Source organism: Haloechinothrix salitolerans, from assembly GCF_042662605.1.
GTDB lineage: Bacteria > Actinomycetota > Actinomycetes > Mycobacteriales > Pseudonocardiaceae > Haloechinothrix_A > Haloechinothrix_A salitolerans.
Genome location: NZ_JBHSXX010000001.1, coordinates 690,107 through 713,918 on the forward strand (window position 1 = coordinate 690,107; position 23,812 = coordinate 713,918).

Here is a 23,812-nt window from a genome sequence, read left to right on the forward strand (position 1 = left end):
TGAGCTCGCAGCCGCTGGAGCACACGTGAACACATCTAGGCTCAGCGGGCATCCGGGACGGACGTGCGGCGGTGAACATCACGGAGCGGATTCTGGAGTGATCTTGCGAGCACTGCGGCGGCTTACGAAACGCCGTTGGTCCTGGCGAAGGCCGCGCCCACCTGGGCGGCGCGCCGGGGCTGTGGTGTTGGTCGTCGTGCTGGCCGGGCTGGTGGCCGGCGGTCTGGCGCAGGTTCGCATCGATACCGGCATCAGCTCGTTTCTGCCTTCCGGGGATTCGGCCTATGAGGCGTTGGAGGAGAAGGCGGCATCGTTCGGGGGCGATCCGGTGGTTGTGCTGCTGGAGTCGGCGCAGCCCCGCGAGCTGTTGTTGGAGAAGACGAAGCTGATGCGGCTGCTGAGGTTGGAGGGCGAGCTGTCGCAGCTGCCGGATGTGGCGGCGGTGTATGGGCCGGCCACGGTGCTCAATCAGACGGCGGGCGCGTCGCAGAATCTCCTGGCCCGGATCAGCGGTCGGCGGGACGCCCTGCGTAACGCCGCCGAACACCGTGCCAAGCAGAACGGTGCGGGCGATGCGGAGGCCGCGGCGGCGGGTGATGCTGCGGTCGCGCGGTTCGACCGACGCTATGGTGCGTTGTTGGCCCGTGGCCTACCGGCGGGGCTGCCGACCTTGCGCAATCCCGGTTTCGTCGAGACGGTGCTGTATACGGAGGACGGCCAGCCGAAGCCGCAGTGGCGCTTCGTGCTGCCTACCGATCGCACTGTCGCGGTGCTGGTTCGGCCGAGGCAGGGTTTGGACCAGGCGGCGGCGGGCAGGCTCTCCGACGCGGTGCGCGCCACGGTCGACAAATCCGCATTGGATCCGGCGAAGGTCACGGTCACTGGCGTTCCGGTGGTGACTTCGGCGCTGACCGAGCGCGCGCAGCGGGAGTTGCCGGTGCTTGGCGCGATCGCCGCGTTCGCGGTGGGATTGGTCTTTTTTGTAGCGCCGTGGAGCAGGCGGCGGCGCGCGCGGTTGCGTCCAGTACTGGTCGCCCTGATCGGAACAGCGTTGACCCTGGCCGCGTTCGGGTGGTTACAGCACCCGTTGTCGCTGGGTGTGGTGGCGTTCTTGCCCATCTTGCTCGGCATCGGCAGCGACTTTCCGTTCTACCTCTCGCAACCAGGTCACCGGCGGCGCGCGTTGGTGGCAGCGCTGGCCGCGGCGGCCGGGTTTGGGTCGTTGGCGTTGTCGCCGCTGCCGTTCGTACGTGAGCTTGGGCTGGCGTTGGCCGCGGGGATTGTGGCCACGGTCGGCATCGCGCTGGGCATGCGGCGGCTGTTCGGGGCGGTCGCGCCCGCGCGGACGCCGTACGTCGACGGCCGGGGTGACCTACTGCGAGCGCGTGTCTGGCAGCGGGTTGTCGTGCTCGCGGTAGCCCTGGGGCTGGCCGGGGCTGGTTGGGCCGCGCTCCCCCAGCTGGACATCGAGTCGCGCCCGGATGAACTTGCTCGTGGGTTGCCTGAGCTGGAGGCGGCGCGCTATGCCGAAGACGTGCTCGGGTCGTCCGGGGAGGTCAGCATCCTGCTGCGGGGTAAGGATGTACTCCAGCCTGAGGCGTTGCGGTGGACGCGGCAGGCCGAAGAGCGGCTGGTCCGGCAGCACGGTGACCAGCTACACCCGATCGTCACCACGTCCGGTTTGCTGCAGTTCCTTGGCGACAAACCGACGGTGGAGCAGATTCAAGCTGGGGTCGAGCTGATGCCCTCGTATCTGACCTCGGCGGTGATCCGGCCTGACAACAACGTGGCGTTGATGAGCTTCGGTGTCGAGTTGCGCGAACTTGACCAGCAACGCGCCCTGCTGGCCGAGGTGCGCACGACGCTGCCGCCGCCGCCCAAGGGATACGAGGTTGAGCTGGTGGGGCTTCCAGTGGCTGCCGTCCAGGGCCTGGATGCCGTCTCCGGTGGTCGAAGCCTGATCAACATGGTCGGTATCGCCGCGGCGGGACTAGTTCTCGTGATCGGGTTGCGGCGACGCGCCGATGCCGGGCGCGCGGTTTTGACGATCCTGCTCGCCACCGGATGGGTGCTGGCGCTGGCGTGGGGGGTTAGCGGCTCGCTGAACCCACTTACGGTGGCTATCGGCTCGTTGACAACCGCGACCGGATGCGAGTTCGCGGTGATGCTGGCCGGTGCCGGGCGGCGGCGTCGCCATTGGCTGTGGCGCGGCGTGGCGACCGCCGCGGTGGCCGGTTCGGTCGGTTATCTCATCCTCGGCCTGTCCGGGGTGGCCGTCCTGCGGGAATTTGGCCTGTTGCTGGCTGCCAGCGTGGTCTGCTCCTACCTCGCTGCCGTGGCCGTGTTGTGGGCATTGCCACCTCGCGAGGCATCGGCGACCGATCACAGCGACCAGGGGCGAAACGGCGTTAAGACGATGGAGGTGGCACGGTGAATCTCTCCGGCCTACGGTCGGTACTCGGTCGAGGATTGACCGCCGTGCGGCGCTGGCCACTGCTGGTGCCGCGGGGACGTGCCCGAGTGGTGAGCCTCGCGCTGAGTGGTGTGGTGCTTGCCGGTGCCACCACTCACGTTGCCGTCACGTGGGTGACCGCGTTGCCCGACAACGCGGTGCTGCGTGTCGGCGAGACCGTCATCACCGAGGACCAATTCCAACAGCGGATAGGTGCGTTGGAAGCGCTCTACGGCGTCAAGGTGCCCCAGGAGGGACAGCAACTCGAGCAGTTCAACCGGGATGCGGCGAAGTCGATCGCGGTGAGCCTCATCCTGGATCAGGCCGCTCACGAACGCGGTGTCGTCGTCGCGGGCAAGAAGGCGCGCGACGCCCTGGACAAGATCATCGAAGAGCAACTGCCCGGCGGGCGTGACGACTTCGTGAAGTTCCTCAGCAGTCAAGGCGTCGCCGAACACGACGTCCTCGACGAGGTTAAACGACAGCTCGCGACCAGCAGGCTCTTCGAACAAGTCACAGCTGATGTCGCACAGGTCACCGACAAGGAAGTGCGCCAAGCCTACGATGAGCGCAAGAAAGAGATGGTGTCACCGGAGAAGCGGCACTTGCGCAACATCGTGGTGAAGTCTAAGAGTCAAGCGAAACGCCTGTTGGATCAGGCGAAGGCTGGAACTGACTTCGCTACTCTCGCGAAGAAGCGCTCGCTCGACCAGAGCACGAAGAACAAGGGCGGCGACCTCGGCACTTTGACCGCCGACCAGCTCGACAAGCAGTACGCCAAAGCCGCCTTCAACGCTGATAAGAATTCGTTCTTCGGGCCTGTCAAAACCCAACATGGCTGGAACGTCGGCCAGGTAGTCGCGGTCACACCCGCCAAGCAGTTGTCTTTCGATGACGTCAAGAAACAACTCAAGGCTCAGCTGAACCAGAAGCGCACGCTGGAAACCTGGCGGGCATGGCTCGGCAACCAGATCACCGCCGCCGACGTGGAGTACGCCGACGAGTATCGGCCTGACAACCCAGACGCCCCACCGACGGACACACCACCGCGGTGATCTCTCAAGAAAGCGGGTGGAAAGCGTGGTCGTATTTCTGCTGGTCATCACCGCTGCGAGCCTCGTGCTCGCAGGGTTTCTCACTGAAATGACCGAACTCAGCATCGGCGCTGGGGTTATCGCACTCGCTGCCGGGTCGCTGGTGGCCGGTCGAGTCTTGGCAGATCGACGTGAGCATCAGTCGGAAACGTCCTCAGCGCAAACCGCTGACGAGGAGGACGACGTGCCCGCTCGACAGCCGACCGGAGACGAAAGTAGCGCGGCCGTCGACCGGAGCGACGTCGCGGATGGCATCGATTCACCGGATGGTGAACGGGAAGCGGCGGGTGCCGAGCAGGGCGTTGCGACTGTCCGCACAACCGAGCCTGATGTCGAGATCGTTCGTGTCATCGCTGGTCGGAAACGGTTCCATAAGCCGGGTTGCTCATCGCTTGCCGATCGACAGAGTGAGGAGCTGACGAGAGAGGAAGCGGAAGAAGAGGGCTTCACGCCGTGCTCGCTCTGCGCCAAGCCCGTGGCGAACGGCAGTTGTTAAATATATATTAAAAACAACCCCGGGTGAGCTGCTGGTCCTGAGCTGTGCGAGTTCTGTCGTCAGACCACCTGAAGGTGTCGCGGCGCCACGGCGGCTCGCGGGCTCGGCCACGGGGTCTCGCTTCTCTTAGGGTGGCAGCCCACTGACGGCGAACGAGCGGCGCGTGACGTGCCATGTCTTGACGATGTTGCACAGTCACTTATCATAGGTTAAATTAAATGACCTCAAGTACGGCCCACCACGAACGTGCGATCGCCGGGTGCGGCGTTCCTCGTCGGCGCTGCGGTAGGCCGAACGGAGATGACCAGGGAAATGGAGTTGCGGACGGTGCGGATCAGGTGGGAGTGCCGGGATGACTTCGCCCGCTGAAGTCGGGGAACGACCCGACGTCGAGCGGTCCCCTGCCGCTGGTGGGCAGCGGCGGAGCCGATGGCTCCGCTCGGCCGCGGTTCCGGTCGTCGAGGCGGGCGCGATGGCTACCTTCAGTGCCAAGACTGTCTGGTCGGCCGTTCGTCATCCTTTCGGCTACTGGGGTGAGGTGCGCGACCAGATCTTCCTCACGCTCAGGTTGTGTTGGTTTCCTTTGATCGTCTCGACGACGGTGTTCGGCCTTGGCGCGGCCGGCATCCAGGCGGGTCACTTGACGACGCTTCTCGGTGTGCCAGAGCGTCTCGGTGGTCTGGCCGTCTTGGGGAGCATCCGCGAGTTCGCGCCGTGGATCAATGCCATGGTGATCGCGGGCGTGATGGGAACGGCCATCACCGCGGACATCGGTGCGCGGCGCGTCAGGGACGAGATCGATGCCATGCAGGTACTCGGTGTCGATCCCATTCGGACGCTGATCGTGCCCCGTGTCGTCGCCATGACGATAGTTACTGGTCTTTTCAACCTGGTAGCCCTCGTGTTCGGGGTTGTCGGCATCTTCATCGGAGCCGTACCGATCCGGGGTGCTAGCGCCGCCGGATTCTATTCGCAGTTCTTCGCCAACGCGACGACGACGGATGTGTGGGCAAGCGTCTTAAAGACCGCACTGTTCGGACTCATCGTGGGGTTGGTGTGTTCGTACAAGGGCTACGCCGCGGGGGGCGGACCCATCGGCGTAGGCAGGGCGGTCAACCAGGCGGTTGTCATTTCTTTCGCTGCTATTTGGGTATTCAATGCCGTATTCACGACGATACTTCTCGGTTTGAATCCCGACATGATGGTATTCAAATGAGGATTAAACTACTATGACTCGGGGCCTGCGCCACGCGGACGGTGAGACCGGAGAACCCAAACGCGGTAGTTCCCACCGTCGGGCGGCATACGTCGACGTCTCATTGTCCGGCGTCGGGCGTAAAGCCCAATCGGCTGTGACGACCGGCGGCGACATCATTCGGTTCTCGGGGCAGGTGCTTCGTTCCCTGCCCGATCTGCGACATCACAGCGCGGAGATACTCAGCCAGGCGGCTGTACTGATTTTATCCAGTGGTCTCATCATCTGGATGATGCAGTTCGTCATGGGATACCAGTGTGGTCTTGAAGGAAAGTACTTCTTCGATCAACTTGGTGCTCCGCTCTATTCAGGAGCCTTCAGTTCGTGGTGTCTGTTGCGCGAAATGGTGCCTTACATGTTCGGCTACATCTTCGCCGCCAAGGTCGGCTGCGGGTTCGTCGCGGAAATTGGTTCCATGCGGATCGCCGAAGAGATCGACGCCATGGAAGTGATGGGAATCAAGTCCAGAAGCTATCTCGTCGGGACTCGCATACTCGCCGCCTGGATCGCCGTGCCGTTCCTATATTTCGTTGGCCTCGGTGTCGCCTATGTAGGTGCGTATATTGTCAACGTATATATGCTCAGTGGGGTTTCGGAAGGTACGTACGAATTTGTCTTCTGGCTATTCCAGAACCCCGTGGATCTGACGTTTTCACTGATGAAGGTCATGGCCATGGCCACCGTGATCATCTTCATCTCGTGCTACTACGGATATACCGCGACTGGCGGGCCGGTTGGAGTCGGGCAGAACACGGCGAAATCAATGATCGTGAACTTGCTGCTGATTCACGTTGTCGGACTGCTCCTGACTCAGTTCCTATGGGGCGTCGATCCGAATGCTCCGATCGCAAACTAACCGCTCGCCAAGCCTGAGGAGCCATTTCATGTTGGACAAGATTTTCAACCGTGACCATCCGGACGTCGCCAAGCGGGCGACGTGGGAAAATGGTTGGCCTCGGGAGGGCGACGGTTCGGACCCGGCTGCCGGGGCTCATAGCATGCGAGTTCGCAATCTGCACAAGGCGTTCGGAAATTCGGCCGTGATGAAGGGGCTGAGCCTTGATTTCGTGGACGAGGCGATCACGACGATTCTCGGCCCGTCGGGTACGGGTAAGAGCGTGCTGATCAAGCACCTCGTCGGACTCCTCGAGCCGGACGACGGCGAGGTGATCGTGTTCGGCCAGGACATCTGGGGTATCAACGAGAACGAACGCTACGAACTCAGGAAGAAGTTTGGCGTCCTGTTCCAGGACGGCGCGCTCTTCGGGTCGATGAACATTTACGACAACGTGGCGTTTCCGCTGCGGAAGCACACGGACAAGAGCGAAGACGAGATCGAAGACATCGTCATGTCCCATATCAAGGAAGTCGGTCTCGAAGGAGCGGTGACGAAGTATCCCGCTGAGCTTTCCGGCGGTATGCGCAAGCGTGCCGGCTTCGCGCGGGCACTTGTCATGAAGCCGCAAGTCGTCCTGTTCGACGAGCCGGACTCCGGTCTCGATCCGGTGCGTACGAGCCTGCTGTGTGACCTCATCCTGGATATTCACCGCGAGCACGGCGGTACTTATCTCGTCGTCACGCACGACATTCAGAGCGCCAGGAAGGTCAGCGACTACGTCGGGGTGCTGTGGAAAGGACAAGTGGTGCATTACGGCGAGGCGAGTAGCGCCTTCGAGAGCACCGATCCTTTTGTTCGGCAATTCCTTTCCGGAGCGTCGGCCGGGCCGCTGGGGATGGACTGACAATGAAACGGCTCGCGATATTCCTCTGCGTTGGCGTGCTGGCAGCGGCGGCTGTCAGCGGGTGGACGGCGGTGAACGGCACCAACTACACCGTCGATGTCGTCGTGCCGTCGGCGACGAACCTGAACAGTGGTAGTCCGGTACTGATCGACGGATTCCGCTCGGGTTCGTTGACGGAGATCCGTGCTGAGGAAGGACACGCACGGCTCACCCTCGACATTGACGATGAGCACGGTCCATTGCACGACGGGGCGACGGTCACGGTGAAGTGGAAGTCGCTCGTCGGCGAGCGCTTCGTCGAGGTGCACGACGGCCCGCGGCGAAATCCGGCCATACCGGCGGGCGGCATGGTCACGGGAAAGATGCCCAAGCCGATGGAGGTTGACCAGGTTCTCGCTGCCCTCGACAAACCCACTCGGAAACGTCTGACTTCGTTGATCGATCGCCTGAACACCACGGTGAGCGGTCACGAACAAGATTTCCGGAAGACGTTGCGATCCGCGGGCCCCGCATTGCACGCGCTCGGCGACGTGCTGAAGAGCTTGGGTGCCGATAGTGCGGCGATCTCGCAGTTGGTGTCCCAGTTGAACACGATGACGGGCACCTTGGTCGCCGACGACAGCAAGGTGCGGGCGATCGTGCAAAGCCTGTCACAGCTGTCAGCCGATGTCGCGAGTGAGCGAGGAGAGCTGGCGCGCTCGCTTGAGAAGCTTCCCGAGACGGTCGAGCGCGCGGACAACACCTTGTCCCGGGTGCCGGGTGTCGTCGATCGCGTGTCGCCCTTGCTGCGAGATCTCAAGCCAGCGACGAAGCGGCTGCCATCGGTCGCGCGCAATCTGAAGCCCGTGTTGCGGGAGTTGCGACCGGCGATGGCACGGCTACGGCCGACGCTGCGTGCCGCTGATCGCGTACTCGGAGGTACGCCCGCATTGCTCGACTCGGCGCACGCTGTGGTTCCCGGAGTGGACACCGTTGTCTCAGGTTTGCTCAAGCCGCTCGACTTCCTGCGCCCGTACACCCCTGAGGCCGCCGGCGCGTTCAGCACCTGGAACTCGGCCGCGGGCAACTACACCGGTACCGGCCACTATGCCCGGTTCAACGTACTGGGTAGCGCCGTAGCACCTGGTGTGAATCCCGGTGCCGTGCCGCCGGGATTCGAGTCGAATCGACAACCAGCCCCCGGAAGTTTGGTCGGGCAGCCGTGGCGCGATGCGCAAGGGAGTGGTGTCCGGTGATACGTCTGGTCCGTACGGGCGCGGGAGGAGGACGCGGCGGCGTCACGGTGACCCGGATCGTCGCGGTCGCGCTGGTCGTGGCGCTCGCCAGTGCCGGGTGGTCGACAACCCAGACCGAGCATCGCGACGGCATGTTGATCGGTGCCGAGTTCCGCGATGCCAGCCCGCTGTTCACCGGCCTTGACGTCAAGGTCGATGGAGTCCCGGTCGGGGAGATCGTCGACATGCGGGTCGTCGAGCGGCGCGAGTCGCGGAAGCAGGCCCGGAAGCAGGCCCGGGTCATGCTCCACCTGACCAATGACGCGTTGCCGGTGTACCAGGACGCGTCGGCGACCGTACGGGCGTCCAGCTTGCTCGGTGAGTACTACGTCGATCTGGACCGGGGCTCCCCGTCCGCTCCGGTGATGCGGGACGGACAGATCCTGCCGGCCGGCCAGAACTCGCAGACGACGCAGCTGGATCAGGTACTCAACACGGTTGACCAGCCGACCGGCGAAGCGCTGGCTTCGTTGATCACCGCATTGGGGCATGGCCTCGACGGTCAAGGCAAGAACGTCGACGCGACGCTGAAGGCGCTGGCACCGGCGATGAAGGACACCGGACAGCTGGTGAAGATCCTCAAGGAGCAGAACACCCTTCTTGGCAATGTCGTCGATCGCGTCGAGCCGGTCGCGAGCGCGCTTGCCCACAACCGGGGTAAGACGCTGGATTCCCTGGTGCAAGCCACGTCGGAACTGACGGCGGCGACCGCGGCTGAGCAGCGCCACCTCAGGGATACGCTGACGCAACTGCCAGCGACGCTCACCGAAGCGAGGAAGGTCCTCGGCCAACTGGCCGGTACCGCCGAGCAGGCCACGCCGACGCTGAAAGCGCTTCGTCCGACGACCGACCAGCTCAGTACCCTCAGCGCCGAGCTGAAGACGTTCGCGAAATCGGCGACACCCGCGTTGGCCAAGACGCAGCCGGTCCTGGACCGCGCGAACAAGCTGCTTTCGGCGGCACGTCCCGTGGCGGCGCAACTCCGTCACGCATCGCCCGACCTGCGATCCGTGGCATCGGATGCGCGCCCCATAGTGGCATCACTCGCCAAGAACATTGGCGATGTCCTCGACTTCGTCCGGTACTGGGCGCTAGCGACGAACGGCTACGACGGGATCTCGCACTACTTTCGCGGCCAGCTGGTGATCAGCCCCCAGATGGCCGAGATGCTACTGCCACAAGTCACCGGCCAGGCAGGAAAGAAGAAGCCGGGTCAGCGGCAGAAGGTGGCGGACCTGCTTTCCGGGAAGCTCGATGCCAACGATTCGTCCCCGTCCGTCGGTTTACTTGCTCCCCAGGATGACGAGGGAGGAAGCGCGACAGGGCTGAACCGAAAGCAGGAATCCGGAGTGCTTGAGTTCCTGATCGGAGGTGGCCAGTGATGACGCGGCGTGCGAAACAACGGTGGCGGCGCAATCTCGCGGTCGGCGCGGCCGTCATCATGCTGTTCGCCGCGGCTGTCGTGTTCAGCGTGAACGCGACCGATGGTCTGCCCGGCACCACCAAGGTCACGGTGCGAGCCGCGTTCAGTGACGTCGGGACACTGCGTGAGGACAATGATGTCCGCGTCGGCGGTGTGCGGGTCGGCAGGGTGAGCGATGTCTTCTACCGCGATGGTCAGGCGATCGCCGAGCTCGAGCTCACCGAGATCGATGCGGTGTATCGCAACGCCAAGGCCCGCACGGCGTCGGTCGGGGCGCGTTCCGCCCTTGGCGCCAAGTACGTCGCGCTCAACCCGGGCACACCGGATGCCGGGAAGGTCGATGCCGACCAGGTGATACCGGCGACCGAAACCGGTGGCGCAAAGGACATAACGGAACTCCTCGACGTCCTGGATAAGCCAACCCGGCAAGCGCTCGGCTCAACGTTGCGCGAAACGGGCAGGGGCTTTTCAGGGCATCAGCGCAACCTCAGCGACGCGGTCGAGGCATTGCCGAGGGAGTTGCCCGACTTGGCCACTATCTCCCGCGCCTTGTCCGTTGACAACGGTGCTGACGTCACCCGGCTCCTGCGCAATCTCGACACCCTGGCGGGCCGGTTTCATGGCAAGGAGCGCCAGCTCGCCGACCTGGCGGGGCAGCTGGAGACGACGTTCCGCGCCGTCGCGGTCGACAACGGCCTCCCGTTACGGCAGACGATCCAACGGGCGCCCGGGACCCTCCGCGACGTTCACGGCGCGCTGCGCTCGTTGCGTGAGCCCCTCGCACACACCGAATCCGCGATGGCCGCATTGCGCCCGGGCGGCAAGGCGCTCGGGCGTGCGTTGCCGGACTTCCGAGGTGTGCTGCGTGAGGCGCCGCGGCCGCTGGACCGGCTACGGGCGGTCTCCGATGACGCGGTGCCCGCCCTCGAGGCGTTGACCGGTGTGATGGCCGACGCTCGACCGGTGGCGCCCCAGGTGAGGCGGGCTCTCGGCAACGCCGCCGATCCACTCGCGGTGCTCGCGCCGTACTCGCCGGAGATCGCGAACTTCTTCACCCACCTCAAACGGACACTCGCCAACTCGGACGAGTCGGGCCACTGGCTCAGCTTGGTCTACGTGCCGAGCAGCGAGTCGGCGGGGACAGGAATGCTGCCACTCTCCGATCCCGCGGTCGCACGGAATCCGTATCCGGGGCCCGGCGAGGCCAGCAGCGACCGGAAGAACAGCGTCGTGACACCGAGGGGGAACGGATCGTGATGTCTCGAATCACGGCGATGAAACGGCCGACCGCGTCACCGTTCTTGCTCGGGGCGATCTTCCTGCTCGTCTTGGCGATTGTCGGGACCGTTGTCATGTTCAAGGCGCCGATCAGCAACACACTCGGATCTGGCGAGACGGTGACCGTCCACTTCGCGGACAAGTACGGGGTTCGCGCTCACCGCACCGAGGTGCGGATGGCAGGCCTGACCGTCGGGGACGTGACCGAGGTGCGGCGAGATGACCACGGCGGGGCGGTGCTCACGCTGAAGATCGATGACGACGACTACGACAAGCTTCGCTCCCGCCCATCAGCGCGAGTGCGGCCGGTCACGGTTCTTGGCGGGTACTACTACGTCGAGCTGATTCCCGGTGGTCCGCCAGGACGGTTCGGTGGTGAGATCCCCAAGGGCAGGACAACGGTCCCCGTCGAACTGGACAAGATAACCCGCGAGCTGCAGCCGGATACGTTGCGTGCGTTGCGAGGCACTACGCGACACCTGGACGACTCCCTGGACAAAGATGGCAGGAAGCAGCTGCAGGCGCTGCTCGACAGCGCACCAGAAACGCTCGACCCGGCAGGCGACGTGCTGGCAGCCGCGCAGGGGCGGCGACCAGAGACCGACCTGACCGCCATCGTGAGCGGGCTGGAGAACGTCGCGTCCACCCTGAACACACCAGATCATCGGTTGGAGTCCATTCTCGATGGCCTCACGACGACGAGCGCCGTGCTCGGCAGGCGCTCGGACGACGTGCGTCGTACCTTGGACCGGCTCCCGGCGACGCTCGACTCCGCGAGGTTGGGGCTGACCCGGCTCGACACCTCGCTACGCAAGCTGGCGGCAACCGCTGGTCCCGCTCGGCCGACCGCGCGTGAACTGGATGCCACGCTCGCGGAACTCGATCCGGTGCTGGTCAAGGCACGTCCACTGGTCTCGGACCTCAGTGACGCGTTGCGGGATGTGCGGCCCATGGTCGAGGACCTGGCGCCCACGGTGAAGGGGGCGACGAAGGTGCTCGATGATGTGCGTGGCCCGGTGCTCGACCGGTTGCGTGGCCCGGTGCTTGAGACGGTGCGGTCGTCGTGGCACGGCACGGGCAAGTACGAGGGCGGCGGCGCCGATTTCCCGTTCTACAAGGCATTGGCCTACGCGCTGAGTGGCCTTGCCGGGTCGATCAGCACCCTCGATGAGGACGGTCACCAGTTCAGGATGGCCGCGACCGTTGGCCCGGACTCGGTCCACGGTATGCCGATCAACCTGGAGCAGCTGTTCAGCCGGCTTGTCGAGATGAGTAAGGAAGGTACGGGATGAGCGCGGGGAAAGGGCGACTGCGCAAGACCTGGCAGCGAATTCGGACCGAGCCGAAGTTCGGCAGGAACGTGCTCGTTGTGCTCTGCCTCGTCGTGCTCGGCCTGACCTCAGGCGCCGTGATCGTCAACAACCAGGGCTCCGGGCTGACGACGTGGCCATGGACCGAACGTTTTCAGTTCGAGGCGGTCTTCCGGGAGGCACACGGCGTCGCGGCCGGGCAGGGACAAGGCGTCCGCATCGCCGGGGTCACGGTAGGTTCGATCGAGCAGGCGAAAGTGAGCGAGAACGGCAATGCCGTGCTCCGACTTGGCGTCGAGCCAGGCCACCAGATCTACGACAACGCGCGACTCGTGCTGCGGCCTAAGAGCCCCCTAAACGAGATGTACGTGACGATCAATCCCGGCGGGCCTCCCGGCGAGCCCATCGAGGCAGGCGAGCGACTGCCGATCGGCAACACCCAGACGCCGGTGACGATCGACAGAGTCACCGCGCACCTCGACGGCGGAACAAGAGATGCCCTCGCTTCGCTGATCAACGAAGCCGACATCGCGTTGACGAACGCTCCCGAGAAGTTGGCGACGGGTGTTTCCGGCACCGAGAAGGTCTTGCGAAACCTGCGTCCCGTCGTTACCGAACTGCACAAGCGGCAGGACACCCTCGCCGACCTGGTGAGCGCGGTGGCGGCGATCTCCCGTGCCGTCGGTGAGGACAACCAACGGCTCACCCGGCTGGCCGACGACCTGCAACAGAGTCTCCAGGTGTTGAGCGATCGCAGCCATCCGCTCGACAAGGCGATACGGCAGCTCCCCGAGTTCACCTCCCAACTCAAGCGGGCGACCGACGCGGTGCGGGCATTGTCGGGCCAGCTGGACCCGACACTGGACAGCGTGCGGAAGGCGTCGGACAGCTTGCCCGACGCGCTGGCCGATCTACGGTCGACGGTCGAGCAGGCTGGCCCGGTCGTCGACAAGGCGAATCCCGTTGTCGCGCAGCTCAAGCCGGTCGCGGCGGACCTTCGCCCCGTCCTGAGAGATACCCGGGCGGCGCTACCCGATCTCACCGCGATGAGCGCGCGACTCGATCCCGTTACCTCAGCGGTGCTGCCGTACCTCAATGACCTGCGGGCGTTCGCGTACAACACGGCGTCGATCACGAGCCTGCGTGACGGGAACGCCCCGGTGATCCGTGCCCACCTTGTCGCGGCGCCAAGCACGATCCCGCTGCTCGAGAACATGTCTTCCCAGGGGAACTGAGGAGCCACCATGCGGATTCCAACCTCGCTACTCGCGCACATCCGCCTCGTCGTCGTGTTGGCGTTCGCGGCGGTGTGCGGTGGCGTCTTCGTCTTTCTGTGGACAGGAGCGGGTGGCCGGATCCCGTTGGTGAGCGACGAAGGCTACCGCGTGTCGGTTGAGGTGCCCACAGTGGACAATCTCGTTCCCGCGTCGGACGTGATGTCGGCGGGCGTTGAGGTCGGATCGGTCGTCGATATCGACGTCGAGCAGGATCACGCGCGGGTCACCATGGAGCTGAACGAGCGGCACGCTCCGCTGCACGAGGGCGCTACCGTCACCGTCAGGTACAAGACACTGTTGCAGGAGACGTTCCTGCAGATCGACGACGGTGACGGGGCAGCTCTTCCCGCTGGCGGCACGTTGCCCGACGGCTCCGCCGAATCCGCGGTCGATCTGAACGACGTCCTTGTCAGCCTCGACAAGCCAACGCGGAAAGCGCTGGGCGGAGTGCTGCGCTCCATGGGGATGGCAACGGACGACACGGCCTCGCAGATCTCGGCGACGCTGAACGGCCTTGGCCGCATGGGGCGCGAAGGGGAGACAGTATTGGACGCGCTGGCGCACCAGTCAGCGCAACTCCGTGATCTGAGCGGCAACGCCGCCACGTTGCTGAGCGCGCTCGACACCCGGCAGGGGCAGATCGCCCAGCTGGTCGGGGACGCCGAGCGGCTCACCGAGGTGACCGCGAACGGTAACGACGACGTGGCGGCGCTGATGCGCAAGCTTCCTGGGCTGCTCGATACGGCGCGTGGAGCAAGCGACGATCTGGAGCGCCTTTCGGGAGACCTGACTCCGGTCGCGAAGAATCTCGACGAGGCCTCTCCTGAGCTCTCGGCGGCGCTGCGTCAGCTGCCCGCAACGTCGGCTGACCTGCGCGGACTGCTGCCGCATCTGGACAGTGTGCTGGCACGCGCGCCGAAGACACTGCATCGCATCCCACCGGTCGGCAAGGACGTTCGTCGGCTGCTGCCACACGCGGGCACAGCGTTCGCCGATCTGAACCCGATGCTCGGGTATCTGCGGCCGTACGGACAAGATCTGGCCGCGTGGTTCGCCACGACCGCGGACGCGGCCGACGCGACACGTCTCGGCGGTCATCACGTGCCGTTCACGGTGGTGCCAAACGAGCAAACCGTGGCAGGCGTGCCGGGCGGAACCAACGACCTCAGCCCACGGGTTAACCCATATCCCCGTCCTGGCGCCGCTGAGCATCCGACTCCGTTTACGGGGAAGTACCCGCGTGTGAAGGAAGGGAACTGAGTGAGCGTGAGGAAAGGCGTCGGTCTCGTCGGGATCGCGCTCGCCTTCGTTGGTTTCGTGGCGGGCGGGCTCGCGCACGTCACCATGGAGACCAAGCTCGCGTCGTTCCTCCCCGTCGATGATCCGGTGATGCGGGATCTCGCGACGGTCAACGAGTCATTCGGCGCCGAACCGGTCGTCGTGCTGATCGAGTCGGACCGGCCACGTCAGCGGTTCGAGCGCGATAACCTCTTGCCGCTGCTCGGCCTTGAGGGCGAGCTCGCGAACCTCTCCAACGTGGCGACCGTGTACGGGCCGGGCACGGTGTTGAACCAGATCGCTGGCCAGACGCAGGATCTGCTCGCTGAGCTCACTGGCCGCCGAGACGGGATACGCACCAAGGCGATCAATGAGGCTAAGCGCGACGGTGCCTCTGCCGCGGCCGCCGAGCGAGCCGGTGAGCGCGCGGTGCGGCAGTTCGACCAGCGCTACGGCAGTCTCCTCGTGCAGGGCCTTCCCGCGGGGCTACCGACGTTGCGGAACGGCGACTTCGTCCGGCAAGTCGTGTTCGACGCCGACGGCAAACCACGCCCGCAATGGCGATTCGTCGTGCCGCGCCCGGACGCGATCGCGGTCCATGTGCGACCGAGCCACGGACTGAGTGAGGACGCGACCAGTGATTTGGTCCGCGACGTTCGCGACACCGTCGCCGAAGCCGACCTGGACGCTCGTCGGGTGACCGTTTCCGGCGTGCCGGCCGTCTCCGCGGGGCTGGCGGGCACGGTGCGGAACGAGGTTCCCCTGCTTGGCGGGCTCGCGGTGGTGGCCATCGGCGGGTGCTTTCTCCTGATCCCGTGGACACGGTGGCGCTACCGGCTGCTTCCGCTCGCGAGCGCGCTGCTTGCCGTCGCCGCGACGGTGGCCGTCTTCGGCTGGATGGGACGACCGCTCTCCCTCGGGGTGGTCGCGTTCCTTTCGGTGCTGCTCGGCCTCGGCAGCTACTACCCGACGTATCTCGCGAAGCGCGCGACGACGCGCGTGGTGGTCGCGGTCGTGCTGGCGACCGCGGCGAGCTTCGCCACGCTGGCACTCTCGCCACTGCCGTTCGTGCGTGATCTCGGCATCGCGCTGGCCATCGGCGTTCTCATGGCGGCGGGTATCGGAGCGCTGCTGTCCCGGCGCACTTATCGGAATGGCTCGGCGAAACTCGCCGCGACGCCCACCGTAGCCTCCATTGGGGCCAGCGAGGGCACGTCAGCGACCGGGACGGAACGGCCGGGCGCCCGAGCACCCCGTCCGGTTGGTCGTGCAGGGGCAGGCTTGGCGATCGTGCTGGTAGCGGCCTCGGGTTGGCTCGCGCTACCGAGCCTCCCGCTCGAGGGGAGCTTCCGGCAGTTCACCGCCGGGCTGCCTGAGATGGCCGATGCCGACCACGTCACTTCGGTACTTGGCTCGTCCGGCGAGTTCGACATCATGCTCAAGGGAGACGACGTGCTGTCGCCGGAAGCGTTCGCATGGGCCCAGCAGGCGCACACCATCGCCGTCGCGCGGCACGGGGACGAGCTCCGCACGGTGATGTCACCGTCGAGCCTATTGCGGTTCCTCGGGCCCGATCCCACGGCCGACCAGGTGGCGGCGGCCGTGCGCCTGCTTCCCTCGTACCTGACGAGCGCGGTGTTCCGCGGCGACGGTGAGGTCGCGCTGCTCAGCTACGGGGTAAAGCTCGATGACCTCGAGACCGTGCACGCGCTGCGCGACGACCTGCGAGAAGCGCTGCCGGAGCCGCCGGACGGGTACGAAATGGCGATCACCGGACTGCCAACGGCAGCCGTGCGGGCGAACGAACTGCTGTCAGCGAACCGGGTGCTGAGCAACGTAGCCGGGATCGTCGCGGCGGGAACGGTCCTGCTGATCGCGTTGCGCCGCCGGGCTGACGCGGTCCGTGCGGTGCTCGCCGCCGGTATCGCGACCGGGGCCGGTCTCGGTGCGCTGTGGCTGCTCGCCATTCCGCTGAGCCCGCTCACCGTCGCCTTTGGCTCGTTGACCGCCGCTGTCGCGTGCGAGTTCACCGTGATGCTCTCGGACGCCGCCCGGCGAGGCAGTTCGTCGTTGCGGCGGTCGATCCTGCTGGCCACAGCGACCTCCGCGGTCGGGTACGCGGTGCTCAGCGTGTCCGATCTGGCCGCCGTCCGGGAGTTCGGGCTGCTGCTCGCCGGATCCGTACTGCTGTCACTTGTCTCCGCGCAGGGCGTCGTGTGGGCGACACGCGCCCGTGCCGACACACCCGCGATGGCGGCAGGACCTGTGGAAGCACATCCCACGACATTGGAGAAAGCGGGAGTCGCGCCATGATGAAAACGTTGTTGCACGTCATCGCGAGGGCGGTCAAGCGAGTCGGGTGGCCGAGTGCGCGGGCCGGACGTGTCGCGGTCTCCGCCTGCACGGTGATCGCCCTTCTACTCACTGGCGGGTTCTTCTGGCTGCATTCAGGGCGCGCGGCGTTCGGCACGTACGCGGGCGAGGGTGCGCTGTCGTTCGTCCCCGCATGGTTGCCAGCGGACGTGGCGTTCCGCTATGGCGACAAGCTCGTCACCGAAGATGAGCTCAACCAGCACAGCGACATGCTGCGGGTGCTGTACGGCGTGACGACTCCGAAGAAGGAAGACGGGAAAGCCCAGTTCAGGAAAGACGTCGCCAAGTCGTACGCTGTCAGCCTTGTCTTGCAGCGCGCCGCTGGCGAACGTGACATCAGCATCGCCGACAAGCAAGCGCGCGATGCGTTGACCCGGTTCGTCTCGGAACGGATCGGCGAGGGCCCTGGTGCGTACAACCAGTTCATCCAGTCGTTGAGCGATGAAGGCACCTCGGAGAAGGTCGTGCTCAACGAGCTGAAACGCAGACTGGCGATAGCGAAGCTGTCCGACGCCGTCGTCGGTGACGTAGGAAAGGTCACCGACAAGGAGGTCAAGCAGGCGTTCGTGAGGCGAAAGGACAGCCTTGGCACGCCGGAGCGTCGCGCGATCAGCAACATCGTGGTGAAGTCGAAAGACGAGGCCCGACGGGTCCTGCGCGAGATACGCTCCGGTACCTCGTTCGCCAAGGTCGCGCGCACGGTCAGCTTGGATGGCAGCACCCGGGACAAGGGCGGACGCCTCGGCACCTTGAGCAAGCGGCAGCTCGAGAAGTCCTACGCCGAAGTCGCGTTCAGCACCGATAAGGGTGAACTGTTCGGGCCGGTCAAGAACCAGCACGGATGGAATGTCGGCCGGGTCAACAAGATCCTGCCGCCGAAGCCCGCCGAATTCAGCGAGATCAAGAAATCGCTCGCGCAGCAGCTACGCACCGAGACCGCGCTCGAGCGGTGGCGTTCCTGGCTTGGCGAGCGGATCGCGGACGCGGGAATCGTCTATGCGGACAATTATCGGCCAGCGGACCCTGACGCGTTGCCCACGATGGCGCCGAGCAGGCTATCCGGGCCGCGCTGACCGGGCCATGGCGAGTGAGACCACATGACGACGTTCATTCCGTTCGGCATTGCCGCGCTGATCCTGATCCTGCTCGGCAGGTGGGGGATGCGCAACGCGCGGCGCGCCGTGTCGCCGTCATTGCCCGCGGGCGAGCGGGAGCGTCGCGCTCGCGTCCTGCGAAGGGGCAGCGTCTGTTGCTGGGTAGTCGCCTGCCTGTTTCTCGCGGTTGGCGGCCACGCGTTGCTCGGTTAGATCCGTTGTTCGTGAGCGCGGCGGTCGCTTGAAGCCGTGCGCCGCATTTTCGTTGAGGAGGTCGCTGATGACCGTCGCAGTCATCGGAGCAGGTGTCGCTGGTGCGGCCGCGGCGCGGACGCTCCGCCGCAATGGTGTCGAGCCACTTGTCTTTGAAGCGTCGGACAGCGTGGGTGGACGTACCCGCACCGTCGCGGGTGACGAGTGCGATATCGACTCGGGAGCCATCTTCCTCATGGGCTCCTATGACGCGACGTTCCGGTTCCTTCGGGAGTCAGGACACGACACCGAACTGCGGCGATGGGAGGCTCGCGCGGCGGTCATGGACGAGGACGGGAAAACCTATCCCGTCCGTTTCGACCGGCCGTGGACTTTCCTGCGGCTTCCGCACCTCAGGTGGCGGGACCGTTTGCGGCTGGCGCGGACGATCGGCGCGCTGTCCGTACGCAGTGGACCGGCTCCCTTCGACACCGACGGCCTCGCCACGGCGGACGACGGTAGAACCCTGGCGGAATGGGCACGGGCCACTGTCGGCGACCGTGCCTACGAATACGTCGTCCGCCCACTGATGGGCCCGCTGACGGGCGCTGATCCCGAGAAGATCTCAGCGGCGTTCACAATCGCGCTGATGAGTCAGGTACACCGGACGCGGCTCTCCGTACCGCGGGGTGGTCTCGGCCGGATCGCGTCCTGGCTGCTCGACGGTATTGACGTGCGGGTGTCGACGCCGGTGCGATCGCTGGAACATCGATCGAGTGGTGTACGGGTCGGCACGGCAGATGAGTCGTTCGACGTCGACGGTGTCGTCGTGGCTACCGATGTACGGCAGGCTCGAGCGTTACTCGATGGCGTTGTGGACGACGACGTCTGCGCCGCGCTCGACGCGGTCGCTCCCATTCCCGCCTACCACGTCCTTCTCGGCTACGACACCGACCCGTGGCCTGCCGTCGGTCATGACCTTGTGGTGCAGGCCGGGCCGGGACGACACCACAACTACGGTGTGCTGCTCAACAGCAGACGCGCCCCGTATGCCGTGCCGCGGGGCGGACAGACGGTGAGCGTGTATTTCGACCGCGACCAGGCTCCCGAGAGCGACGAGGAACAGGTCGTGGCACGGGCACGCGGCGCCGTCGACCGTGCGTTTGGCGTCGCCACACCGGATTTCCACCGCGTATTCGGCATGGACGTCGCGTTGATCGCACCGACGCCTTGGCATTACGAGTCAATGCGGCGGGCCCGCGATGCGATGCCGGACACGATCCGTCTCGCGGGGGACTATCTCAGTCATTCGGGTATCGAGGCCGCCCTCGACTCCGGTGAGCGAGCGGCGCGTGATGTGCTGGCCTCGAGTGTCTCGCCGCGATCGGTGATCGCGCGCGACAGGCCGGCAGGCGGAAGGTCGGCCTCATGACGCGTGAGCTGACGAGCACCTCACGGCGGGCGCTGCTGGCCTGCGCGTGGTGCGGGCCGCTGGCGGTCGTGGTTTCGTTCGCGGGCTGGCTGATCTCGGGTGTGCTGCCGTTCCCGCTCGGCGCGGATAGCACGACCGCGGAGGTCGTCGAGTTCTACTCCGGGGGCGCACACGTGCCCATGGGCATCGCGCTCGCGTCGATTGGCGTCTCACTCGTCATCCCGCTGAACGCCGCCATCGCCTACATCATGCGGCGCGCCGAGACCGGACAGCCGATTCTTGCGCTCGTCCAGCTCGTGAGCGGCTCGGTGACGGCGGTGCTACTGCTGGTGCCGATGCTGATCATGGCGAGCGCCGGCTTTCGCCCTGATCGGCCTTCGGAGCTGACGGTGCTGCTCAACGACACGGCATGGCTGTTGTTCATCACTCCGGTGGGGCCATTCGTGATTCAGAACGTGGCTATCGCGGTCGTCATTCTCACCAGCAAGGCCGCGGTACTGCCGCGATGGCTCGGTTTCCTCAACCTCTGGGCAGGCTTCACCTTCACGTTCGATGTGATCGCCTACGCCTTCCAGGAAGGCCCGTTCGCCTGGCATGGGCTGCTCATCTTCTGGTTGGCGTTGACCGCCTACGCGATTTGGCTGATCGCGATGGGCCTTTGTGTTCGCCGCAGCGTGTTGAGCTGGAACGATGATGGTGTCCCTACCGCGGAGGCGGTGTGATGGGTAGTCAACTCGCGCTGCGCGGAGTTGGCGCACGGCGGCAGGACGGGCATGTCCCGTCCGAACCGTGGTTGTGGCTGTTCCTGCTGGCCGACATGACCGTGTTCGGGTTGTTCTTCGGGGCCTATCTCTGGGAGTTCGGGTCGGCGCGCGACGCGTTCACGGCGGACGCGAACGCCCTGTACGTACCTCTCGGCTTCGTGAACACGCTGGTGCTGCTGACGTCGTCACTATTCGTCGTCAGGGCCGTCGAGTCTCATAGGCTCGGTGCGTTCGCGCGAGCGAGAAGGTATCTCACCGGGACCATCCTTGGCGCGGGTAGCTTCGCGGTGATCAAGCTCGGCGAGTACGCACTAGAGCTGGCTCACGGTCATGGGCTGACCTCGTCGGACTTCTTCATGTACTACTTCGTCATCACGGGCGTTCACCTGATGCATGTCGGCATCGGCACGTCGGTTCTTGTCGCGTGGCACCGGTCCTTGAGATCGGGGCACTGCGCGTTCCGAACCCGCTGGGTCGAGGGTGTCGCGGGGTACTGGCACATGGTCGACCTGCTCTGGTTAATTATCTTCTCGCTGCTCTACATAGGAAGTCCCGCATGACGACATCGAGCACCAGACCGCGGAATGTCTACTTTGGCTTGCTCCTCGTCTCCGTCGCCACACTGGTGCTGGTGACAGAGGAGGTGCAGGACGTCCTGTCCGCCAAGGTCGCCGCCGCGATCGCCGTGACCATCGCCTTCGGCAAGGCCCGCTTCGTCGTGCTCGACTTCATGGAGCTGCGCCATGCGGCACGAGTGCGGACGTTCTTCGACACGTGGCTCGTCGTCATGTGTCTTGGCTGCGTCGCGCTGATCCTGCGGTAGCGCCGCTTCTGGCACGCCACGGTGTAGTGCCGTCGCCCTGCCAAACCGGCAGGGCGACGTGCGCTACTCGGATGTGTCAGACAGCGAGCCCAACGGGACGTCCGGCGACGATCTGGTCGAGATACTCGCTCATCCCGTGCAGGGTGGTGCCATCAGCGAGCCGCCACGCCATGAGGCTTTCCACGATGCGGGTCATGCTCACCGTTCCCGTGTCGTCGGCAGGCCGATGCCGAAGGGGAACGGTGGCCTGCGCTTGTCCGTGCAACGTCCACTCTTGATCGCCGGACCGCAGCCCAACGGTGATCTCCATCTGCTCGTCGCGGTCGTCGCGAATGGTGGTGATGTCGAGGTGATCCAGCTGGTGCAGGGTCCGTCCGTCCCACACGAAGCCACCTCGGACGGCGGAGCCGTCCCGCTGCCCGAACCACGCTCCCATGAAGCTGAAGCCGTCGGTGCAGCCGTGAAGCCATCGGTAGAACCAGGGCGCTTGCCAGCTGCGGGGTCCCCAGGTGTGGTCGCGGAGGCCATGCCCACTCACCGTTGTGGTGTGGTCATCGATGCGTACGGATCCTTCGACCACAATGGACTGTTCGTAGTGGTTGGGAACGAACGATCCTTCGTCAGTGTCGAAGCTGTGCTCGGACGCGGGCGCGATCGCGTGCACCGCGAGGTCTATGACGCAGTCACTCTTGCGGCTCGCGCCTAAGGCCTTGCTGGGGTCCGTCATCGCCGCCGGGTCGTCGACCACGAAGATTCGACCGTCGTAGCTGACGTCGATGTGCCGCATCGGTTCCCGTACGTCGACGCGCATTCCGGCGGCGTCGAGCCGGTCGTTCGAGGTCACGCGGGGCCGATCGTAGGCGAAACCGAGTCGGCCATCCGGTAGGTACAGGCAGACGGTGACCTCCCCGCTGCCCTCGTTCGGCCGATTGCCGACCCGCAGGAATCCGCCGAGCTCCGCGCGCGGGTCGTAAAAATGGAAGTACATGGACTCGCTGAACGTGGGGTCTTCCCCGATCGGATGGGTGTAGTCGTCTTCAGGGCGCATCGGCGACCTCCTGTTATTCGTACTTGGCGGGCATGGGGTCCGGGTGCGATGGGAGGTACGCTGGCCAAACTCACCCGGCGAGCTCCAGCGCCTCATCGAGCAGATACCGGATCGTGCGCTCGAGTTCGGTGAGGTCGGGTGCTCCGTGCTCGCCGAGTTCGCCAGCGCGTCGCCGCAGCAAAACGCCCTGCAACAGAGTGGCGGCTTTCCAGTGGGTGAAGGCGCGGTAGTAGTCGAGGGAACCGACGTCGCGGCCGGTGCGTGTGACGTAGTCGGCGATGAGTTCGGTTCGGTCAGCGAAGCCGCCTGCCCTGGTCGGGCTGGGCATGGCGATCGCCGGTTCATCGGGTGCTCGCCAGTCGTCGACGAGCCAGGCTAGGTCGGCAAGGGGATCGCCGAGCGTGCACAGTTCCCAATCGAGTACCGCCGTCACCCGGCCTTCCGCCACGAGAAGGTTCGCCAAGCGGAAGTCGCCATGTGCCAGTACGACGTCGTGCTGTTCGGGGACATTGGCCTCGAGCCGCGCTCGGCATGCCCGCCACGCCGGGTCGGCTGCCGAGTCTTCTCCCCATGTGCGCCAGTTGCGCACCATGCGCCGGATTTGGCGTGCCACGTAGTTGTCCCGGGAACCCAGATCAGCCAGCCCGATCTCGTCCGGGTTGAGTGCGTGCAACTCGGCGAGCACCGCGACCACGTCGGTTGCCAGCCACATCCGTTCGCTTGCTGTCAGCGCGGTGGCGTCGTGCTCCTCGGCCAGTGGAATGCCGCGTGCGCGTGCCATGACGGCGAACGGTCCGTCGATTCCGGCCTCGTCGACGCCAGTCGCCACCACCTCGGGCACCGGGACAGCCGTCCCCGCGAGCGCGTGCAGAATGCGCGCTTCCCGGTGCACACCGTGCGCGGCGCTGCCACCATCAGCGAGTGGCGGCCTGCGGAGTATCCACTCAGTGCCCGCCGCGTCGGTGAGCAGGACGGTGACATTGGATTGGCCCGCGCCGATACGACGTGACCGCAGTGGTGGGGCGAGCGCCGGTACCCGGTCACCGAGCCACTTCGCCAGCTTGCCGTCGCACGCTGTGGACGCGGTCATGAGACTCCGCCAGGTATCGGTCGGCCTGCTTGCTGCATTATTTAAATTAAAATATAATACTGATCTCACGCTCGCAAGCCCAACGACGGCGCGCGGAAGTCAGGATCACGACCATCA

21 protein-coding genes are annotated in these 23,812 nt (G+C 65.4%); 19 read left to right on the plus strand and 2 right to left on the minus strand.

Going from position 1 to position 23,812, the window contains the following annotated elements:
• Positions 1–97: 97 nt before the first annotated feature.
• The 19 genes from ACFQGD_RS03320 (at position 98) to ACFQGD_RS03410 (ending at position 21,557) form a co-directional block, all read left to right on the plus strand.
• The gene (locus tag ACFQGD_RS03320; protein WP_345407227.1) at positions 98–2,434 is read left to right on the plus strand and encodes an MMPL family transporter; all 2,337 of its coding nucleotides are present in this window, start codon (positions 98–100) and stop codon (positions 2,432–2,434) included.
• Entirely contained in the window at positions 2,431–3,507 is a 1,077-nt protein-coding gene (locus ACFQGD_RS03325; RefSeq protein WP_345407230.1) for a peptidyl-prolyl cis-trans isomerase, read from the plus strand. Before ACFQGD_RS03320 ends, ACFQGD_RS03325 begins: the two co-directional genes overlap by 4 nt.
• Before the next feature lie 16 nt (positions 3,508–3,523).
• Positions 3,524–4,042 carry a hypothetical protein gene (locus tag ACFQGD_RS03330; RefSeq protein WP_390221005.1) on the plus strand — a complete coding sequence of 173 codons (519 nt, stop codon included), beginning with the start codon at positions 3,524–3,526 and terminating at the stop codon, positions 4,040–4,042.
• Positions 4,043–4,514: 472 nt separating this feature from the next.
• On the plus strand, positions 4,515–5,258 hold the full coding sequence (locus tag ACFQGD_RS03335; RefSeq protein WP_345407236.1) for an MlaE family ABC transporter permease: 744 nt from the start codon (positions 4,515–4,517) through the stop codon (positions 5,256–5,258).
• A gap of 13 nt (positions 5,259–5,271) precedes the next feature.
• The gene (locus tag ACFQGD_RS03340; RefSeq protein ID WP_345407239.1) at positions 5,272–6,153 is read left to right on the plus strand and encodes an ABC transporter permease; all 882 of its coding nucleotides are present in this window, start codon (positions 5,272–5,274) and stop codon (positions 6,151–6,153) included.
• Between the two features lie 31 nt (positions 6,154–6,184).
• Positions 6,185–7,039 carry an ABC transporter ATP-binding protein gene (locus ACFQGD_RS03345; protein WP_390183461.1) on the plus strand — a complete coding sequence of 285 codons (855 nt, stop codon included), beginning with the start codon at positions 6,185–6,187 and terminating at the stop codon, positions 7,037–7,039.
• A 2-nt stretch (positions 7,040–7,041) separates the two neighbouring features.
• The gene (locus tag ACFQGD_RS03350) at positions 7,042–8,274 is read left to right on the plus strand and encodes an MlaD family protein (RefSeq protein WP_345407245.1); all 1,233 of its coding nucleotides are present in this window, start codon (positions 7,042–7,044) and stop codon (positions 8,272–8,274) included.
• Positions 8,271–9,695, plus strand: coding sequence for an MlaD family protein (locus ACFQGD_RS03355; protein WP_345407248.1), 1,425 nt, complete (start codon positions 8,271–8,273; stop codon positions 9,693–9,695). The genes ACFQGD_RS03350 and ACFQGD_RS03355 overlap by 4 nt, the downstream gene beginning before the upstream one ends.
• The gene (locus ACFQGD_RS03360) at positions 9,695–10,993 is read left to right on the plus strand and encodes an MlaD family protein (RefSeq protein WP_345407251.1); all 1,299 of its coding nucleotides are present in this window, start codon (positions 9,695–9,697) and stop codon (positions 10,991–10,993) included. The genes ACFQGD_RS03355 and ACFQGD_RS03360 overlap by 1 nt, the downstream gene beginning before the upstream one ends.
• Before the next feature lie 17 nt (positions 10,994–11,010).
• Positions 11,011–12,306, plus strand: a complete 1,296-nt coding sequence (locus ACFQGD_RS03365) for an MlaD family protein (protein ID WP_345407255.1) — start codon at positions 11,011–11,013, stop codon at positions 12,304–12,306.
• On the plus strand, positions 12,303–13,559 hold the full coding sequence (locus tag ACFQGD_RS03370; RefSeq protein ID WP_345407258.1) for an MlaD family protein: 1,257 nt from the start codon (positions 12,303–12,305) through the stop codon (positions 13,557–13,559). The genes ACFQGD_RS03365 and ACFQGD_RS03370 overlap by 4 nt, the downstream gene beginning before the upstream one ends.
• A gap of 9 nt (positions 13,560–13,568) precedes the next feature.
• Complete coding sequence (locus ACFQGD_RS03375) at positions 13,569–14,861, plus strand: MlaD family protein (protein ID WP_345407261.1); 1,293 nt, start codon at positions 13,569–13,571, stop codon at positions 14,859–14,861.
• Entirely contained in the window at positions 14,862–17,192 is a 2,331-nt protein-coding gene (locus tag ACFQGD_RS03380) for an RND transporter family protein (protein WP_345407264.1), read from the plus strand.
• Positions 17,189–18,325, plus strand: a complete 1,137-nt coding sequence (locus ACFQGD_RS03385) for a peptidyl-prolyl cis-trans isomerase (RefSeq protein WP_345407267.1) — start codon at positions 17,189–17,191, stop codon at positions 18,323–18,325. Before ACFQGD_RS03380 ends, ACFQGD_RS03385 begins: the two co-directional genes overlap by 4 nt.
• 24 nt (positions 18,326–18,349) lie before the next feature.
• A complete protein-coding gene (locus ACFQGD_RS03390) occupies positions 18,350–18,559 on the plus strand; it encodes a hypothetical protein (protein WP_345407270.1) in 210 nt (69 codons plus the stop codon).
• 67 nt (positions 18,560–18,626) lie between these two features.
• Positions 18,627–19,970: a protoporphyrinogen/coproporphyrinogen oxidase gene (locus tag ACFQGD_RS03395; protein ID WP_345407273.1), complete on the plus strand. Its 1,344-nt coding sequence runs from the start codon at positions 18,627–18,629 to the stop codon at positions 19,968–19,970.
• Positions 19,967–20,692, plus strand: coding sequence for a hypothetical protein (locus tag ACFQGD_RS03400; protein ID WP_345407276.1), 726 nt, complete (start codon positions 19,967–19,969; stop codon positions 20,690–20,692). The genes ACFQGD_RS03395 and ACFQGD_RS03400 overlap by 4 nt, the downstream gene beginning before the upstream one ends.
• Positions 20,692–21,294, plus strand: coding sequence for a cytochrome c oxidase subunit 3 (locus ACFQGD_RS03405; protein WP_345407279.1), 603 nt, complete (start codon positions 20,692–20,694; stop codon positions 21,292–21,294). Before ACFQGD_RS03400 ends, ACFQGD_RS03405 begins: the two co-directional genes overlap by 1 nt.
• Entirely contained in the window at positions 21,291–21,557 is a 267-nt protein-coding gene (locus ACFQGD_RS03410) for a cytochrome C oxidase subunit IV family protein (RefSeq protein WP_345407282.1), read from the plus strand. Before ACFQGD_RS03405 ends, ACFQGD_RS03410 begins: the two co-directional genes overlap by 4 nt.
• A 76-nt stretch (positions 21,558–21,633) precedes the next feature.
• Here the strand turns inward: ACFQGD_RS03410 and ACFQGD_RS03415 are convergent, their stop codons facing one another.
• Positions 21,634–22,605, minus strand: coding sequence for a DUF7065 domain-containing protein (locus ACFQGD_RS03415; protein WP_345407285.1), 972 nt, complete (start codon positions 22,603–22,605; stop codon positions 21,634–21,636).
• 70 nt (positions 22,606–22,675) lie between these two features.
• Positions 22,676–23,695 carry a phosphotransferase family protein gene (locus ACFQGD_RS03420; protein WP_345407288.1) on the minus strand — a complete coding sequence of 340 codons (1,020 nt, stop codon included), beginning with the start codon at positions 23,693–23,695 and terminating at the stop codon, positions 22,676–22,678.
• Between the last annotated feature and the right edge of the window lie 117 nt (positions 23,696–23,812).

Excerpts from the sequence above, each read along its gene's own strand:
- ACFQGD_RS03350 (WP_345407245.1), top strand. The coding sequence starts at position 7,042 with ATGAAACGGCTCGCGATATTCCTCTGCGTTGGCGTGCTGGCAGCGGCG.
- ACFQGD_RS03340 (WP_345407239.1), top strand. The coding sequence starts at position 5,272 with ATGACTCGGGGCCTGCGCCACGCGGACGGTGAGACCGGAGAACCCAAA.
- ACFQGD_RS03365 (WP_345407255.1), top strand. The coding sequence starts at position 11,011 with ATGAAACGGCCGACCGCGTCACCGTTCTTGCTCGGGGCGATCTTCCTG.
- ACFQGD_RS03360 (WP_345407251.1), top strand. The coding sequence starts at position 9,695 with ATGACGCGGCGTGCGAAACAACGGTGGCGGCGCAATCTCGCGGTCGGC.
- ACFQGD_RS03415 (WP_345407285.1), bottom strand. The coding sequence starts at position 22,605 with ATGCGCCCTGAAGACGACTACACCCATCCGATCGGGGAAGACCCCACG.
- ACFQGD_RS03405 (WP_345407279.1), top strand. The coding sequence starts at position 20,692 with ATGGGTAGTCAACTCGCGCTGCGCGGAGTTGGCGCACGGCGGCAGGAC.
- ACFQGD_RS03390 (WP_345407270.1), top strand. The coding sequence starts at position 18,350 with ATGACGACGTTCATTCCGTTCGGCATTGCCGCGCTGATCCTGATCCTG.
- ACFQGD_RS03410 (WP_345407282.1), top strand. The coding sequence starts at position 21,291 with ATGACGACATCGAGCACCAGACCGCGGAATGTCTACTTTGGCTTGCTC.
- ACFQGD_RS03400 (WP_345407276.1), top strand. The coding sequence starts at position 19,967 with ATGACGCGTGAGCTGACGAGCACCTCACGGCGGGCGCTGCTGGCCTGC.
- ACFQGD_RS03335 (WP_345407236.1), top strand. The coding sequence starts at position 4,515 with ATGGCTACCTTCAGTGCCAAGACTGTCTGGTCGGCCGTTCGTCATCCT.
- ACFQGD_RS03385 (WP_345407267.1), top strand. The coding sequence starts at position 17,189 with ATGATGAAAACGTTGTTGCACGTCATCGCGAGGGCGGTCAAGCGAGTC.
- ACFQGD_RS03370 (WP_345407258.1), top strand. The coding sequence starts at position 12,303 with ATGAGCGCGGGGAAAGGGCGACTGCGCAAGACCTGGCAGCGAATTCGG.
- ACFQGD_RS03395 (WP_345407273.1), top strand. The coding sequence starts at position 18,627 with ATGACCGTCGCAGTCATCGGAGCAGGTGTCGCTGGTGCGGCCGCGGCG.
- ACFQGD_RS03375 (WP_345407261.1), top strand. The coding sequence starts at position 13,569 with ATGCGGATTCCAACCTCGCTACTCGCGCACATCCGCCTCGTCGTCGTG.
- ACFQGD_RS03420 (WP_345407288.1), bottom strand. The coding sequence starts at position 23,695 with ATGACCGCGTCCACAGCGTGCGACGGCAAGCTGGCGAAGTGGCTCGGT.